We start from the raw sequence: 13291 nt of genomic DNA, 5'->3' as shown, positions 1-13291 counted from the left end.
GGGCGGTCAGAACGTATAGCCGACGTCGGCCGCGCCCTTGCCCTCGAGTTCGTCGAGCAGCTTCGCGAACGGCACGAGCGGGCGGTAGCGCAGCGCGACCTTGCGCGCGTAATTCAGGAAGCGCGGCAGGTCGTTCAGGTAGTGCGGCTTGCCGTCGCGGTAGTTGATGCGCGCGAACAGCCCCAGGATCTTGATGTGGCGCTGCAGCCCCATCCATTCGAGCTGGCGGTAGAACTCGCCGAAGTCCGGATCGACCGGCAGGCCGGCCTTCTTCGCCTTTTCCCAGTAGTACGCGAAGCAGTCGAGCTCGAACTCCTCGTCCCAGCTGATGAACGCGTCGCGCAACAGCGACACGACGTCGTACGTCAGCGGCCCGTACACGGCGTCCTGGAAGTCGAGCACGCCCGGGTTCGGCGCGCACACCATCAGGTTGCGCGGCATGAAATCGCGCAGCATGAAGCCCTGCGGCTGCGCATGGGCGCTCGCGACCAGCAGCGCGAAGGTACGGTCGAGCGTGCCGCGCATCGCGTCGGTGACCGGCTTGCCGAGATGGCGGCCGACGAACCACTCGGGCAGCAGCTCCATCTCGCGGCGCAGGAACGCCTCGTCGAACGGCGGCAGCACGTCCGGCTTCGAGCTGAGCTGGAAGCGGATCAGCGCGTCGAGCGCATCGCGCATCAGCGGGCGGGCGGCGACCGGGTCGGCCGGATCGAGCACCGAGATGTACGACGTGCGGCCGAGGTCGGTCACGAGCATGAAGCCGGCGTCGAAATCGTGGGCCAGCACGTCCGGCACGTGGTTGCCGGCCGCGGCGAGCAGCTGCGCGACCTGGACGAATTCGCGGCACTTCTCGGGCGGCGGCGCGTCGACCGCGACCAGCGTGCCGCCGGGGCTCGTGGCCGACGCGACACGGAAATAGCGGCGGAAACTGGCGTCCGACGACGCGGGCGCGAGGGTCGTCAGGTCGAGGGCGAAGCGCTCGGCGAGCGGGCGCAGCCACGCGGTCAGGGCTTCGAGGCGGGCGTCGGGCTGGGATGCGGCGGATGGGGGCGTCATGAAACTCGGCGGAGGGGGGAACGTCTTGCCATATAATACCCCACGACTTTTTTGACGCGCCCCGCGTCAGCTTCCGCCGTGCAGGCCCGCCGCCTGTCGCGCCGTCCGCCCGATCGCCTCCCCGGTTTGCGCTCAGCCGCAGTCGCGGTGCGACGGTGCGGCCCGCCGCGCGCGAATGTGCCGTGCAGCTGCGGTTGACAAGGGGCGATTCGCCAAACGATAGATGCCGCCCAAACCGCTATTCCCGAATGTCTTCCCCGGTGACGGGGCGCCGCGCAAACGGCGGCTCGCGCTCGCGCTCCTGGCCGTGCCCGGCCTCGTGCCGGCCGTGTCGCACGCGCAGCTGTCGGGCGCGGCCGCGCAGCCGCAGCCGCTCGACTCGCCGTGGGACCTGCGTCTCGCCCCGCAGCTCGAGGATCATCCGCTGAAGGACGGCGCGAAGCCGGCCACCTTCGTGATTGCCGATCATACGAGCGGCACGGCCGATCAGGACCTCGCCGCGAAGGGCTCGGCCGAGCTGCGCCGCGGCGACGCGGTCGTGAAGGCCGACGCGCTCCACTACGATCAGGATACCGACATGGCCGACGCGTACGGCCAGGTCAAGGTGGTCAACGGCGGCACGTCGTTCGCGGGCCCCGAGGCGCATCTGAAGGTCGAGGCGAACCAGGGCTTCATGACGGCGCCGAAGTACCACTTCAACGTGACGGGCGGCTCCGGCAGCGCGGAGCGCGTCGACCTGCTCGACAGCGAGCGCTCGGTGTTCGTCAACGGCACCTACACCGCGTGCCAGTGCGCGACGAACCCCGCGTGGTACATCAAGGGCAGCCGCTTCGACTTCGATACGGGCGCCGACGAAGGCACCGCGCGCAACGGCGTGCTGTTCTTCCAGGGCGTGCCGATCTTCGCGAGCCCGTGGATGACGTTCCCGCTCTCGGGCGAGCGGCGCAGCGGCCTGCTGCCGCCGACGTTCTCGATGAACTCGAACAACGGGTTCGAGCTGTCGCTGCCGTACTACTTCAACATCGCGCCGAACCGCGACCTGACGATCACGCCGCGCATCATCTCGCGGCGCGGCGTGCAGACCGAAGCGACGTTCCGCTACCTGTCGCCGTCGTATTCGGGCACGTTTACGGCCAATTACCTGCCGGATGACCGGCTCGCGCACCGCAACCGCTACGCGATCTACTGGCAGCACCAGCAGAACTTCGGCGGCGGTTTCGGCGGCTACGTCTACTACAACAAGGTCTCGGACAACACGTATCCCGAAGACCTTGGGTCGATGAACCAGTTCATCAACGGGACGCAGACGCTGTACCAGCAGGAAGCCGGCCTCACGTACAACAACGGCCCGTGGTCGGTGCTCGCGCGCTACCAGCACTGGCAGACGCTGCCGCCGTCGATCGCGCCGTACAGCCGCGAGCCGCAGTTGAACGTGAAGTACACGAAGTACAACGTCGGCGGCTTCGACTTCGGCGCGGAAGCCGACTATTCGCGGTTCCGCATCACGACCGCCGACATGACCGAAGGCGACCGGATCGTCTTCAACCCGTATATCGCGTACGGTGTGTACGGCCCCGGCTACTTCGCCGTGCCGAAGGTCCAGTACCACTTCGCGTCGTACGACCTGAACCACCTGTCGTCGAGCACGCCGAACAGCCCGAAGCACTTCACCGAGTCGATCCCGACCGTGAGCTTCGACTCGGGCCTGATCTTCGACCGCTCGGTGCGCCTGTTCGGCCAGGACTTCATCCAGACCCTCGAGCCTCGCCTGTACTACGTGTACACGCCGTATCGCGACCAGTCGAACGCGCCGCTGTTCGACACCGCGGAATCGGACTTCGGCCTCGCGGAGATCTACCAGCCGAACACGTTCGTCGGCAACGACCGGATCGCCGATGCGAACCGGATCACCGCCGGCCTGACGTCGCGCTTCATCGATCCGCGCACCGGTGACGAGCGCGCGCGCTTCGTGGTCGCGCAGCAGTACTATTTCGCCGACCAGCGCGTGACGCTGAACTCCGGCCAGAGCGCCGTGCTGGCGCGCCACTCCGACCTGATCGTCGGCGCCGCGCTGAAACTCGGCTCCGGCTTCATGTCGGAGACGGCGTTCCAGTACAACCAGAACAACAACCAGCTCGTGAAGTCGAGCATCGGTTTCGGTTTCAGCCCGGGCGAGCGCCGCGTGATCAACGTCGGCTACCGCTACACGCGTGCGAACACGACGCTCGACAACCAACCGATCAACCAGTTCCTGGTGTCCGCGCAGTGGCCGCTCACGCGCCGCCTGTATGCGATCGGCCGCTTCAACTACGACCTGGCCGCCGACCGGGTCGTCGACGGTCTGCTCGGCTTACAATACGACGCGGATTGCTGGGCGCTCGGAGTCGGGGTCCAGCGGTACGCGAACGGCGTGAACACGTCGGGGCAGCAGAATTCGTCGACGCGCTTCATGATGCAGCTGACGTTGAAGGGGCTGTCGAGCGTCGACAACGGTCTCGTGGCCGCATTCCGCGCCGGGGTGCCGGGCTATACGCCGCTGCCGTCCGCGCCGCCGCCGATGTCCCGCTTCAGCAACTACGAGTAACGCCGGCTTGTCTGCACCGGTCAGCACGATTTCAATGGAGTATCAGTGGCAATGAAGAAAACCCTTCGTTTCGCGGCAGTCGTGTCCAGCCTCGCCGCCGCCGCCGCGCTGCTCGCCGCTGCGCCGGCCGCGGCGCAGGCGCTTGGTTCGCATGGCGCGCAGCTTGCCGACGAAGTCGTCGCGGTCGTCAACAACGACGTGATCACGGGTCGCGAACTCGACCAGCGCGTCGGCCTGATCTCGCGCCGGCTGCAGCAGCAGAACGCGCCCGTGCCGCCGGCCGACCAGCTGCGCGCGCAGGTGCTGAACCAGATGGTGCTCGAACGCATCCAGGTGCAGAAGGCCAAGGACGACGGGATCCGCATCGACGATGCCACCGTGCAGTCCACGCTGCAGCGCCTCGCGCAGGCGAACGGGATGACGCTCGAGCAGTACCGCGCGCGCATCGTCGCGCAAGGCGTGCCCTGGAGCGTGTTCACGAGCGACGCCCGCACCGAGCTGATGCTGTCGAAGCTGCGCGAGCGCGAGGTCGACGGCAAGATCACCGTGTCGGACGCCGAGGTCGCGAACTACATCGCGAGCCAGCGCGGGCCGAGCGCATCGCAGCAGCAGGACCTGCGCTTCCAGCACATCTTCATCAAGGCGCCGACCAACGCGCCGCAAGCCGACATCGAAGCCGCGCAGAAGAAGGCCGACGCGCTGCTGCAGCAGGCCACGTCGGGCGCCGATTTCGAGAAGCTCGCGAAGAACAACTCGGAAGCGAACGACGCGAAGAAGGGCGGCGACCTCGGCTTCAAGGCGCCGTCCGCGCTGCCGGCCGACGTCGTCGAAGCCGCGTCGAAGCTCCGCCCCGGCCAGGTCAATCCGACGCTGATCCGCGTGCCGGACGGCTTCGAGATCGTGCGTCTCGTCGACCGCCGCCAGAGCCAGGGCGCGACCGCCGCGGCACCGAAGATCGTCCAGACGCACGTGCGCCACATCCTGTTGCGCGTCGGCGAAGGCAAGTCGGAAGGCCAGGCACGCCAGCAACTGCAGGACATCCGCAAGCAGGTCGAGGCCGGCGGCGATTTCGAGAAGTTCGCGCGCACCTACTCGCAGGACGGTTCGGCGTCGCAGGGCGGCGATCTCGGCTGGATCAGCCCGGGCGAGACCGTGCCGGAATTCGAGCGCGCGATGAACAACCTGCAGGCCGGCCAGATCAGCCAGCCGATTCGCACCGAGTACGGCTACCACCTGATCCAGGTGGTCGAGCGCCGCGAGGCGGAAGGCTCGGTGCAGCAGCAGATGGATATCGCGCGCCAGGCGATCGGCCAGCGCAAGGCCGAGCAGGCGTACGCCGACTGGCTGCGTGAACTGCGCGATTCGTCGTACGTGCAGTACAAGATCGGCGGCGTCGGCCCGGCGAACTGAGCGAGCTTCGCATGACGGCATCCGCGCTGCAGATCGCGATCACGACCGGCGAACCCGCGGGTGTCGGCCCGGAGCTGACCGTGCAGGCGTTGCAGGATGCCGCGCGGCGCTGGCCCGGTGCGCATTTCACCGTGCTCGGCGATGCCGCGCTGCTCGACGCACGCGCGGCGGCCGTCGGTGCCGACCGGGCGGTGCTCGCCGGCGGCGAGCCGGTGTCGGTCGAGCATCATCCGCTCGCCGTGCCCGCGCAGGCGGGCAAGCTCGACGCGGCCAACGGCCGCTACGTGCTCGGGCTGCTCGATGCCGCGATCGACGGCGCGGTGGCGGGCCGGTTCGACGCGATCGTCACCGCACCGCTGCAGAAGAGCACGATCAACGATGCCGGCGTGCCGTTTACCGGCCATACCGAATACCTTGCGGAACGCACGCACACGCCGCGCGTCGTGATGATGCTGGCAGGCACGGGCGAGCGGCCGCTGCGCGTCGCGCTCGCGACCACGCACCTGCCGCTGAAGGACGTGTCGGCCGCGCTGACGATCGACGGGCTCGTCGAGACGCTGGCGATCGTCGATCGCGACCTGCGGCGCGACTTCGGTCTCGCGGCGCCGCGCATCCTCGTGACGGGGCTGAACCCGCACGCGGGCGAGAACGGCTATCTCGGGCGCGAGGAGATCGACGTGATCTCGCCGGCGCTCGCACGCGCGCAAGCGCAGGGCATCGACGCGCGCGGCCCGTATCCGGCCGACACGCTGTTCCAGCCGCGCCATCTCGAGGGCGCCGATTGCGTGCTTGCGATGTTCCACGATCAGGGCTTGCCCGTGCTGAAGTATGCGACCTTCGGCGAGGGCATCAACGTCACGCTCGGGCTGCCGATCATCCGCACGTCGGTCGATCACGGCACGGCGCTGGATCTGGCCGGCACGGGCCGCGCGGATCCGGGCAGCATGGTCGCCGCGCTCGACACGGCCGTCACGATGGCGCGCCATCGCCGCGCGGCCTGACACGCACGAGCCTGACCTCATTCGTCGTATTTTTCGTTTTTCTCAGTCGATGTCGAACAGCAGACAGCACCAAGGCCACTTCGCGCGCAAGCGCTTCGGGCAGAACTTCCTCGTCGATCACGGCGTGATCGACTCGATCGTCGCGACGATCGGCCCCGCGCGCGGCCAGCGGATGGTCGAGATCGGCCCCGGCCTCGGCGCGCTGACCGAGCCGCTGATCGCGCGTCTCGCGACGCCCGAGTCGCCGCTGCATGCGGTCGAGCTCGACCGCGACCTGATCGGGCGCCTGCAGCAGCGCTTCGGCGCGCTGCTGGAGCTGCACGCGGGCGACGCGCTCGCGTTCGACTTCCGCTCGCTCGCGGCACCCGGCGACAAGCCGTCGCTGCGGATCGTCGGCAACCTGCCGTACAACATTTCCAGCCCGCTGCTGTTTCACCTGATGACGTTCGCCGACGCGGTCATCGATCAGCATTTCATGCTGCAGAACGAAGTCGTCGAACGGATGGTCGCGGAGCCGGGCACGAAGGCGTTCTCGCGACTGTCGGTGATGCTGCAGTACCGCTATATGATGGAGAAGATGCTCGACGTGCCGCCGGAATCGTTCCAGCCGCCGCCGAAGGTCGATTCGGCGATCGTCCGGATGATTCCGTACGAGCCGCACGAACTGCCGGACGTCGATCCCGTGCTGCTCGGCGAAGTCGTCACCGCCGCGTTCTCGCAGCGCCGCAAGATGCTGCGCAATACGCTCGGCGACTACCGCGAGACGATCGATTTCGACGCGCTCGGCTTCGATCTCGCGCGACGCGCGGAGGATGTCAGCGTGGCCGAATATGTCGGCGTCGCGCAGGCGCTTGCAGCGGCGCGCAAGGCCGCGGAGTAGCGGCATGCGGGCGTCGCACCTGGCGCCTGCCCCTAGCGCGATCGACGAGGCTGCCCTGAGCGGGCAGCTTTTTTTTCGCACGGCTTTCGTCGCTGCCGGACCGCGTCTGCATCGCGCTACGCGCGTCGGCGCGGCGGTGCGTTGACGAGCGCGATTCCCGTCAGCACCAGCGCGGCGGCGGACATGAAGCGCCAGCCGACCGATTCGCCGAGCAGCAGCACGCCGAACGCGACGCCGAACAGCGGCGACAGGAACGTGAACACCGACAGCCGCGACGCGCTGTAGCGCGTCAGCAGCCAGAACCACGACAGGTAGCTGACGAACGCGACGATCACCGACTGGTACGCGAGGCTCGCGAGCGCGATCGGCGTGACCCGCGCGAACGACGTCTGGCCGAGCAGCGCGGCGAGCGCGATCAGCACGACGGCCGACACCGCGAGCTGGTAGAACAGCGTCTTGCTCGCGCTGGCGCGCGCGAGCGACGTCGAGCGCACGACGACCGTCGTCGCGGCCCACATCGCGCCCCCGAGGATCCCGAGCGCGTCGCCGGCGAGCCCGGCCAGCATCGATGCGCCGGGCGCGCGCGGCGTCAGGAAGCCGTCCGCGAACGCGAGCGCGATGCCGGCGAACGCGAGGCCGACGCCGGCCCACTGGACGCGCTGCAGCCGTTCGCCCGGCGCGAACAGGTGCAGGCCGAGCGCCGTGAAGCACGGTGCCGTGTACAGGAAGATCGCCATGTGCGACGCGCTCGTCAGCGTGAGCCCGAAGAACACGCAGATGAACTCGCCGGCGAACAGCGCACCGGCCGCGATGCCCGCGCCGAGCGTGCCGTCCGCGCGGAACAGCGGCGTGCCGCGCGAGCGTGCCCAGCCCCACAGGAGGAGCGCGGCGATCACCGAGCGCAGCCCGGCCTGGAACATCGGCGGGATCGCCGCGTTGGTGCTCTTGATCGCGACCTGCTGGAAGCCCCAGATCGCGCACAGCAGCAGCATCACGCCGACGGCGCGCATGTCGAGCGCGCGGCGCACGGGCGTGCCGGCGAGCGCGGTCATCGGCGGACCTCGCCGATGCGGCGGGAAGCGGGCTGGGGCATGGGCAGAGACTTGGGCAAAGACATGGTCAGCGGCGGGCGGACGGCGCGTCCGGCGCGCGCGAATCGGCGATTTCTCACGGCAGGCTGTGGCTGGAATGAGGCGGTGGTCGCGTTCTGGCTGCGGGCGGCATGCCCGTTTTTGGTGCGAAGTGGAAGGATGTTACCCGATCGATGGACTTGCCGGGGTCGTCGGGCGCGGTGATTTCCACCGCCGCACGGGCTTCGCGCTCGCCGTGCAGATCTTGTGTATCGGCCGGTGGCGCACGGGGCGCCGGCGGCGGGATTGACCCGACTCCGGTAGAATTTCCGCTTCTGGAAAGTCCCCACAGGAGTACAACACATGCGTTTGCTGCATACGATGCTGCGAGTCGGCGATCTCGACCGCTCGATCAAGTTCTACACCGAATTGCTCGGCATGAAGCTGCTGCGTCGCGAGGATTATCCGGAAGGCAAGTTCACGCTCGCGTTCGTCGGCTACGAAGCGGAAAGCGCGGGCACCGTGCTCGAGCTGACCCACAACTGGGATACGCCGTCCTACGATCTCGGCAACGGCTTCGGCCATCTGGCGGTGGAAGTCGACGATGCCTACGCGGCCTGCGACAAGATCAAGGCGCAAGGCGGCAAGGTGACCCGCGAAGCCGGCCCGATGAAGCACGGCACGACCGTGATCGCGTTCGTCGAGGATCCGGACGGCTACAAGATCGAGTTCATTCAGAAGAAGGCGCACTGAGCGCCGGGCGCGCGGCGCACGATGTGCGTCGCGGGCAGGAAAAACGGGCGATGTGGAGGAATCCGCATCGCCCGTTTGTATTTTGGTGCGGCCGATCGCGTCAAAGCGCCGGCAGCAGTTCGGGCGGGTGATGCTTGAGCGTGTGCCGCGCTTCGCGGAATTCCGGGAAGATCGATTCGACGGTCTGCCAGAAGGCCGGACTGTGGTTCATCTCGCGCAGGTGCGACAGCTCGTGCGCGACGACGTAGTCGACGATCGACATCGGGAAGTGGATCAGCCGCCAGTTCAGCCGGATCTTGCCGTCGCTCGAGCAGCTGCCCCAGCGCGTCGCCGCCGACGACAGCGCATACATCGAATACGTGACGCCGAGCCGTTCCGCGTAGACCGCCAGGCGTTCGCCGAAGATCCGCTTCGCTTCGCCCTGCAGCCAGCCCTGCACGCGATCCTTGATCTGCTGCATGTCGGCTTGCACGGGCAGCGGCAGCGACAGCCGTTGCGCATCGGCGTCGAATGCGACGGCGCCCGCGCCGAGCGCGATCGTGATCGTCTTGCCGAGATAAGGGAGTTGCGCGCCGTCGCGCCAGTCGATCTGCGGCAGCGCGCGCTGCTCGGTGCGGGTTTTCCACTCCGCGAGCTTCGCGAAGATCCAGCGCTGCTTCTCGGCGATCGCCGCTTCGATGTCGGCGAGCGTGACCCAGCGCGGCGCGGTGATCGACAGCCCGCTGCCGTCGATCGTGAAGCCGATCGTGCGGCGCGCGGAGCGCTTCAACCGATATTCGAGCACGCGGCTGTCGAGTGCGAACGTCCGGACGCGGGAGCGATCGGGTGCGGGACCCGGATCGAGCGGCACCGCGGGAGCCGCAGCCGCTTCAGGCGGCGACGGCAGCGCGGCGGGCGCCGACGGTGGCGGCGATGCTGCCGGCCCGTCGAAGAGCGGCAGGTCCATCTGGCGATGATCGAGTGCCACGATGGCAGGCCGTGGCCGCGGACGCTTTTTCATCAGTTCGCTTCGTTTCGTCGTACGCAACGGCTGCAATCCGGGTGATTCAGACGCGTGCGGCATCGCGCGTGCCGGCATTGCCCGGCTGGCGATACGCATCGGGATCGATGCGGCGCATTTCCGCTTCGATCCATGCTTCGACCTGCGAGTTCAATACGTCGGGCGTCTTGCCTTCGACCGGAATCGGCTTGCCGATCGACACGGTGACGACGCCCGGGAACTTCGTGAACGAATTGCGCGGCCACACCCGACCTGCATTGTGCGCGATCGGCACGACCGGCGCGCCGGTTTCGATCGCGAAGCGCGCGCCGCCCGTCTTGTACTTGCCCTGCTTGCCGACCGGCGTGCGCGTGCCTTCCGGGAACATGATCATCCACGCGCCTTCCGACAGGCGCTTCTTGCCCTGGCGGATCACCGACACGAAGGCATTCTTGCCTTCCTTGCGGTTGATGTTGACCATGTGCAGCAGCCCGAGCGCCCAGCCGAAGAACGGCACGTACAGCAGCTCGCGCTTGAACACGTAGCAGAGCGGCTTCGGCATCAGCGCCGGAAACGCGAGCGTCTCCCACGCGGACTGGTGCTTCGACAGCAGCACGGCCGGGCCGTCGGGCAGGTTCTCGTAGCCTTCGATCCGGTAGCGGATGCCGTTCAGCCAGCGCACGACCCACAGCGTCGACTTGCACCAGCCGGCCGCCATCCAGTAGCGCGCGTCGGGGCGCATGAACGGAAAGGCGATGAAGCACGCGGTGGCGTACGGCACCGTGTACAGGATGAAATAGATCAGCAGCAGCAGGGAGCGGACGAAGCGCATCGGCGTGGGTCTGACAGTAGGGAGGATGCGCGCGGCGGCCGCATCACTCGTGTTCGTGTGAAAGGAAGTCGAGTGCGAACGCGCGCAGGTCGTCATGGACCTGCGTGCCGTCCGGCAGGTTGCCCGCGGCGAGCGTCTTCTTGCCCTTGCCGGTCAGCACGAGGTGCGGCCGGAAGCCGACCGCGACGCCGGCCTGCAGGTCGCGCAGCGAATCGCCGACGGCCGGCGTGTGACCGGGATCGATCTCGAAGCGCTCGGCGATCATCTGCATCATGCCGGGTTTCGGCTTGCGGCAGTCGCAGTGGTCTTCCGACGTATGCGGGCAGAAGAACACCGCGTCGATGCGCGCGCCGACCGCGGCCGCCGCGCGATGCATCTTCAGATGCATCGCGTTGAGCGTGGCCATGTCGAACAGCCCGCGACCGATGCCGGACTGGTTGGTCGCGACGACCACGCGATAGCCGGCGTGGTTGAGTCGTGCGATCGCCTCGAGGCTGCCGGGCAGCGCGATCCACTCGTCGGGCGTCTTGATGAACGCGTCCGAATCGACGTTGATCACGCCGTCCCGATCGAGGACGACGAGCTTGCGGTTGGGGCTGGTCGGCATCGTTCGGCCTTTACGCGGCGAGCTTCGAGATGTCGGCGACGCAGTTCATCTGCTGATGCAGCGCCGACAGCAGCGCGAGACGGTTCGCGCGCAGCGCGGGATCCTCGGCGTTGACCATCACGTCGTTGAAGAACGTGTCGACCGGCGCGCGCAGCGCGGCGAGCGCCGACAGCGCGCCCGTGTACGCACGCGCCTCGAGCTGCGACTGCACGTGCGGCGTCACGGCTGCGAGCTGCTCGTGCAGCGCCTTCTCGGCGGCCTCGACGAGCAGCGTCGGCTGCACCGTGCCGTTCGCGCCGCCTTCCGACTTCTTCAGGATGTTCGAGATCCGCTTGTTCGCGGCCGCGAGCGCTTCGGCTTCCGCGAGGCGCGTGAATTCGCGCACCGCGTCGAGGCGCGCGACGAGATCGTCGACACGCGTCGGGTTCAGGCTCAGCACCGCGTCGACTTCGCCGGCCGAGTAGCCGCGCTCGCGCAACAGGCCGCGCAGGCGGTCGATGAAGAACGCGAAGATCGCGTCGGTCGATTCGGCGACGCCCGGCACGCCTTCGAAGCGCGCATGGGCCGTGCGCAGCAGCGACACGAGATCGAGCGGCAGCTGTTTCTCGAGCAGCAGGCGCAGCACGCCGAGCGCGTGACGGCGCAGCGCGAACGGATCCTTCTCGCCGGTCGGCGCGAGGCCGATGCCCCAGATGCCGACGATCGTCTCGAGCTTGTCGGCCAGCGCGACGGCGGTGGACACCGGCGTGGTCGGCAGCGCGTCGCCGGAGAAGCGCGGCTGGTAATGCTCGGCGCAGGCGAGCGCGACGTCGTCGGGCTCACCGTCGTGGCGCGCGTAGTACGTGCCCATCGTGCCCTGCAGCTCCGGGAACTCGCCCACCATGTCGGTCAGCAGGTCGGCCTTCGCGAGGCGCGCGGCGCGCTTCGCGTGCGCGGCGTCGGCACCGATCGCGGGCGCGATCTCGCCGGCGAGCGCCTCGAGGCGCTCGACGCGTGCGAGCGCCGAGCCGAGCTTGTTGTGATAGACGACGTTCGCGAGCAGCGGCACGCGGTCCGCGAGCGGCTTCTTCTTGTCCTGCTCGAAGAAGAACTTCGCGTCGGCGAGGCGCGGGCGCACGACGCGCTCGTTGCCTTCGATGATCTCGCCCGGCGTCTTCGTCTCGATGTTCGACACGATCAGGAAGCGCGAGCGCAGCTTGCCGGCGACGTCGGTGAGCGCGAAGTACTTCTGGTTCGTCTGCATCGTGAGGATCAGGCATTCCTGCGGAACCTGCAGGAATTCGTCCTCGAAGCGGCACGGATAGACGACCGGCCATTCGACCAGCGACGTCACTTCGTCGAGCAGCGACTCGGGCATCACGACCGTGTCGCCGTTCGCGTGCTCGTTCAGCTGCGTGCGGATCGTTTCGCGGCGATCGGCGAAGTGCGCGATCACGCGGCCCTTGTCGCGCAGCGTGTCGGCATACGCGCGCGCATGCTGGATCGCGACGAGGCCGTCGGACAGGAAGCGGTGGCCGAGCGTGGTGTCGCCGGCATCGACGCCGAACGCGGTGACGGGCACGATGCGGTCGTCGTGCAGCACGGTCAGGCGGTGCACCGGACGCACGAACTTCACGTCGGAGCCGTCCGGGCGCTGGTAGGTCATCACCTTCGGGATCGGCAGCTTCTCGAGCGTTTCGTCGAGCGCGGCCTGCAGCCCGTCGGCGAGCGTCGCGCCGGCCGCCGAGTAGTTGACGAAGAACGCTTCGGCCTTGCCGTCCTGCGCGCGCTCGAGATCGGCGATCGACAGGTTCGGATGGCCGAGCGCCGCGAGCTTCTTCGCGAGCGGGGCGGTCGGCCGGCCTTCGGCGTCGAGCGCGACGGACACCGGCAGGACCTTTTCGCGGACCTGCTTTTCAGGCGCGACGGCGCGCACGTTCTGCACGACGACCGCGAGGCGGCGCGGCGTGGCGTAGCGTTCGAATACGAGTTCGCCTTCGATGAGGTCGCGCGCCGCGAGGCGTTGCGCGAGGCCTTCGGCGAATGCGTCGCCGAGGCGTGCGAGGGCCTTCGGCGGCAACTCTTCGGTCAGCAGTTCGACGAGCAGGGGGGCGGGATGATTGTGCGTCATGTGTGGATT

At 68.2% G+C, this 13291-nt stretch carries 11 protein-coding genes; 5 read left to right on the top strand and 6 right to left on the bottom strand.

Annotated elements, in window-relative coordinates; translation table 11 throughout:
- Window positions 1-6: 6 nt before the first annotated feature.
- Window positions 7-1056 (bottom strand): aminoglycoside phosphotransferase family protein, encoded by a 1050-nt coding sequence (locus tag DID99_RS03495; protein ID WP_124521051.1) that lies wholly within the window; start codon window positions 1054-1056, stop codon window positions 7-9.
- A 223-nt stretch (window positions 1057-1279) separates the two neighbouring features.
- On the opposite strand from DID99_RS03495, the gene DID99_RS03490 reads away from it, so the two are divergent.
- Genes DID99_RS03490 through rsmA form a run of 4 tightly spaced genes read left to right on the top strand, consistent with a single transcriptional unit; the run spans window position 1280 to window position 6931 of the window.
- On the top strand, window positions 1280-3640 hold the full coding sequence (locus tag DID99_RS03490; protein ID WP_124521052.1) for an LPS-assembly protein LptD: 2361 nt from the start codon (window positions 1280-1282) through the stop codon (window positions 3638-3640).
- Between the two features lie 51 nt (window positions 3641-3691).
- Window positions 3692-5050, top strand: coding sequence for a peptidylprolyl isomerase (locus DID99_RS03485; RefSeq protein ID WP_124488618.1), 1359 nt, complete (start codon window positions 3692-3694; stop codon window positions 5048-5050).
- 11 nt (window positions 5051-5061) lie between these two features.
- Window positions 5062-6051 carry a 4-hydroxythreonine-4-phosphate dehydrogenase PdxA gene (pdxA, locus tag DID99_RS03480; RefSeq protein WP_124666067.1) on the top strand — a complete coding sequence of 330 codons (990 nt, stop codon included), beginning with the start codon at window positions 5062-5064 and terminating at the stop codon, window positions 6049-6051.
- Window positions 6052-6100: 49 nt separating this feature from the next.
- A complete protein-coding gene (gene rsmA / locus DID99_RS03475; protein ID WP_124666066.1) occupies window positions 6101-6931 on the top strand; it encodes a 16S rRNA (adenine(1518)-N(6)/adenine(1519)-N(6))-dimethyltransferase RsmA in 831 nt (276 codons plus the stop codon).
- Between the two features lie 116 nt (window positions 6932-7047).
- On the opposite strand, the gene DID99_RS03470 is transcribed toward rsmA, so the two are convergent.
- The gene (locus DID99_RS03470; protein WP_124570705.1) at window positions 7048-7983 is read right to left on the bottom strand and encodes a DMT family transporter; all 936 of its coding nucleotides are present in this window, start codon (window positions 7981-7983) and stop codon (window positions 7048-7050) included.
- A 381-nt stretch (window positions 7984-8364) separates the two neighbouring features.
- Here DID99_RS03470 and gloA point away from each other — a divergent pair, with 381 nt between their 5' ends.
- Window positions 8365-8754 carry a lactoylglutathione lyase gene (gene gloA, locus DID99_RS03465; protein WP_044846812.1) on the top strand — a complete coding sequence of 130 codons (390 nt, stop codon included), beginning with the start codon at window positions 8365-8367 and terminating at the stop codon, window positions 8752-8754.
- 100 nt (window positions 8755-8854) lie between these two features.
- On the opposite strand, the gene DID99_RS03460 is transcribed toward gloA, so the two are convergent.
- The 4 genes from DID99_RS03460 to glyS are packed head-to-tail and all read right to left on the bottom strand — an operon-like array spanning window position 8855 to window position 13282.
- Entirely contained in the window at window positions 8855-9754 is a 900-nt protein-coding gene (locus DID99_RS03460; protein ID WP_124570704.1) for a M48 family metallopeptidase, read from the bottom strand.
- A 46-nt stretch (window positions 9755-9800) separates the two neighbouring features.
- A complete protein-coding gene (locus tag DID99_RS03455; RefSeq protein WP_044846811.1) occupies window positions 9801-10565 on the bottom strand; it encodes a 1-acyl-sn-glycerol-3-phosphate acyltransferase in 765 nt (254 codons plus the stop codon).
- 43 nt (window positions 10566-10608) lie between these two features.
- Entirely contained in the window at window positions 10609-11172 is a 564-nt protein-coding gene (gene gmhB, locus DID99_RS03450) for a D-glycero-beta-D-manno-heptose 1,7-bisphosphate 7-phosphatase (RefSeq protein ID WP_124488623.1), read from the bottom strand.
- A gap of 10 nt (window positions 11173-11182) precedes the next feature.
- Window positions 11183-13282: a glycine--tRNA ligase subunit beta gene (glyS, locus tag DID99_RS03445; protein WP_124570703.1), complete on the bottom strand. Its 2100-nt coding sequence runs from the start codon at window positions 13280-13282 to the stop codon at window positions 11183-11185.
- Between the last annotated feature and the right edge of the window lie 9 nt (window positions 13283-13291).

It is taken from the genome of Burkholderia sp. Bp8986 (assembly GCF_003854225.1).
Lineage (GTDB): Bacteria > Pseudomonadota > Gammaproteobacteria > Burkholderiales > Burkholderiaceae > Burkholderia.
Note: the sequence above shows the minus strand (reverse complement) of the source record. Positions and strands in the feature narration are given on the sequence as shown.

What these genes read in the sequence shown, in the direction of transcription:
- DID99_RS03485 (WP_124488618.1), top strand. Translation starts at nt 3,692, where the DNA reads ATGAAGAAAACCCTTCGTTTCGCGGCAGTCGTGTCCAGCCTCGCCGCC.
- pdxA (WP_124666067.1), top strand. Translation starts at nt 5,062, where the DNA reads ATGACGGCATCCGCGCTGCAGATCGCGATCACGACCGGCGAACCCGCG.
- DID99_RS03470 (WP_124570705.1), bottom strand. Translation starts at nt 7,983, where the DNA reads ATGACCGCGCTCGCCGGCACGCCCGTGCGCCGCGCGCTCGACATGCGC.
- DID99_RS03455 (WP_044846811.1), bottom strand. Translation starts at nt 10,565, where the DNA reads ATGCGCTTCGTCCGCTCCCTGCTGCTGCTGATCTATTTCATCCTGTAC.
- DID99_RS03460 (WP_124570704.1), bottom strand. Translation starts at nt 9,754, where the DNA reads ATGAAAAAGCGTCCGCGGCCACGGCCTGCCATCGTGGCACTCGATCAT.
- rsmA (WP_124666066.1), top strand. Translation starts at nt 6,101, where the DNA reads ATGTCGAACAGCAGACAGCACCAAGGCCACTTCGCGCGCAAGCGCTTC.
- DID99_RS03490 (WP_124521052.1), top strand. Translation starts at nt 1,280, where the DNA reads ATGCCGCCCAAACCGCTATTCCCGAATGTCTTCCCCGGTGACGGGGCG.
- DID99_RS03495 (WP_124521051.1), bottom strand. Translation starts at nt 1,056, where the DNA reads ATGACGCCCCCATCCGCCGCATCCCAGCCCGACGCCCGCCTCGAAGCC.
- glyS (WP_124570703.1), bottom strand. Translation starts at nt 13,282, where the DNA reads ATGACGCACAATCATCCCGCCCCCCTGCTCGTCGAACTGCTGACCGAA.
- gloA (WP_044846812.1), top strand. Translation starts at nt 8,365, where the DNA reads ATGCGTTTGCTGCATACGATGCTGCGAGTCGGCGATCTCGACCGCTCG.
- gmhB (WP_124488623.1), bottom strand. Translation starts at nt 11,172, where the DNA reads ATGCCGACCAGCCCCAACCGCAAGCTCGTCGTCCTCGATCGGGACGGC.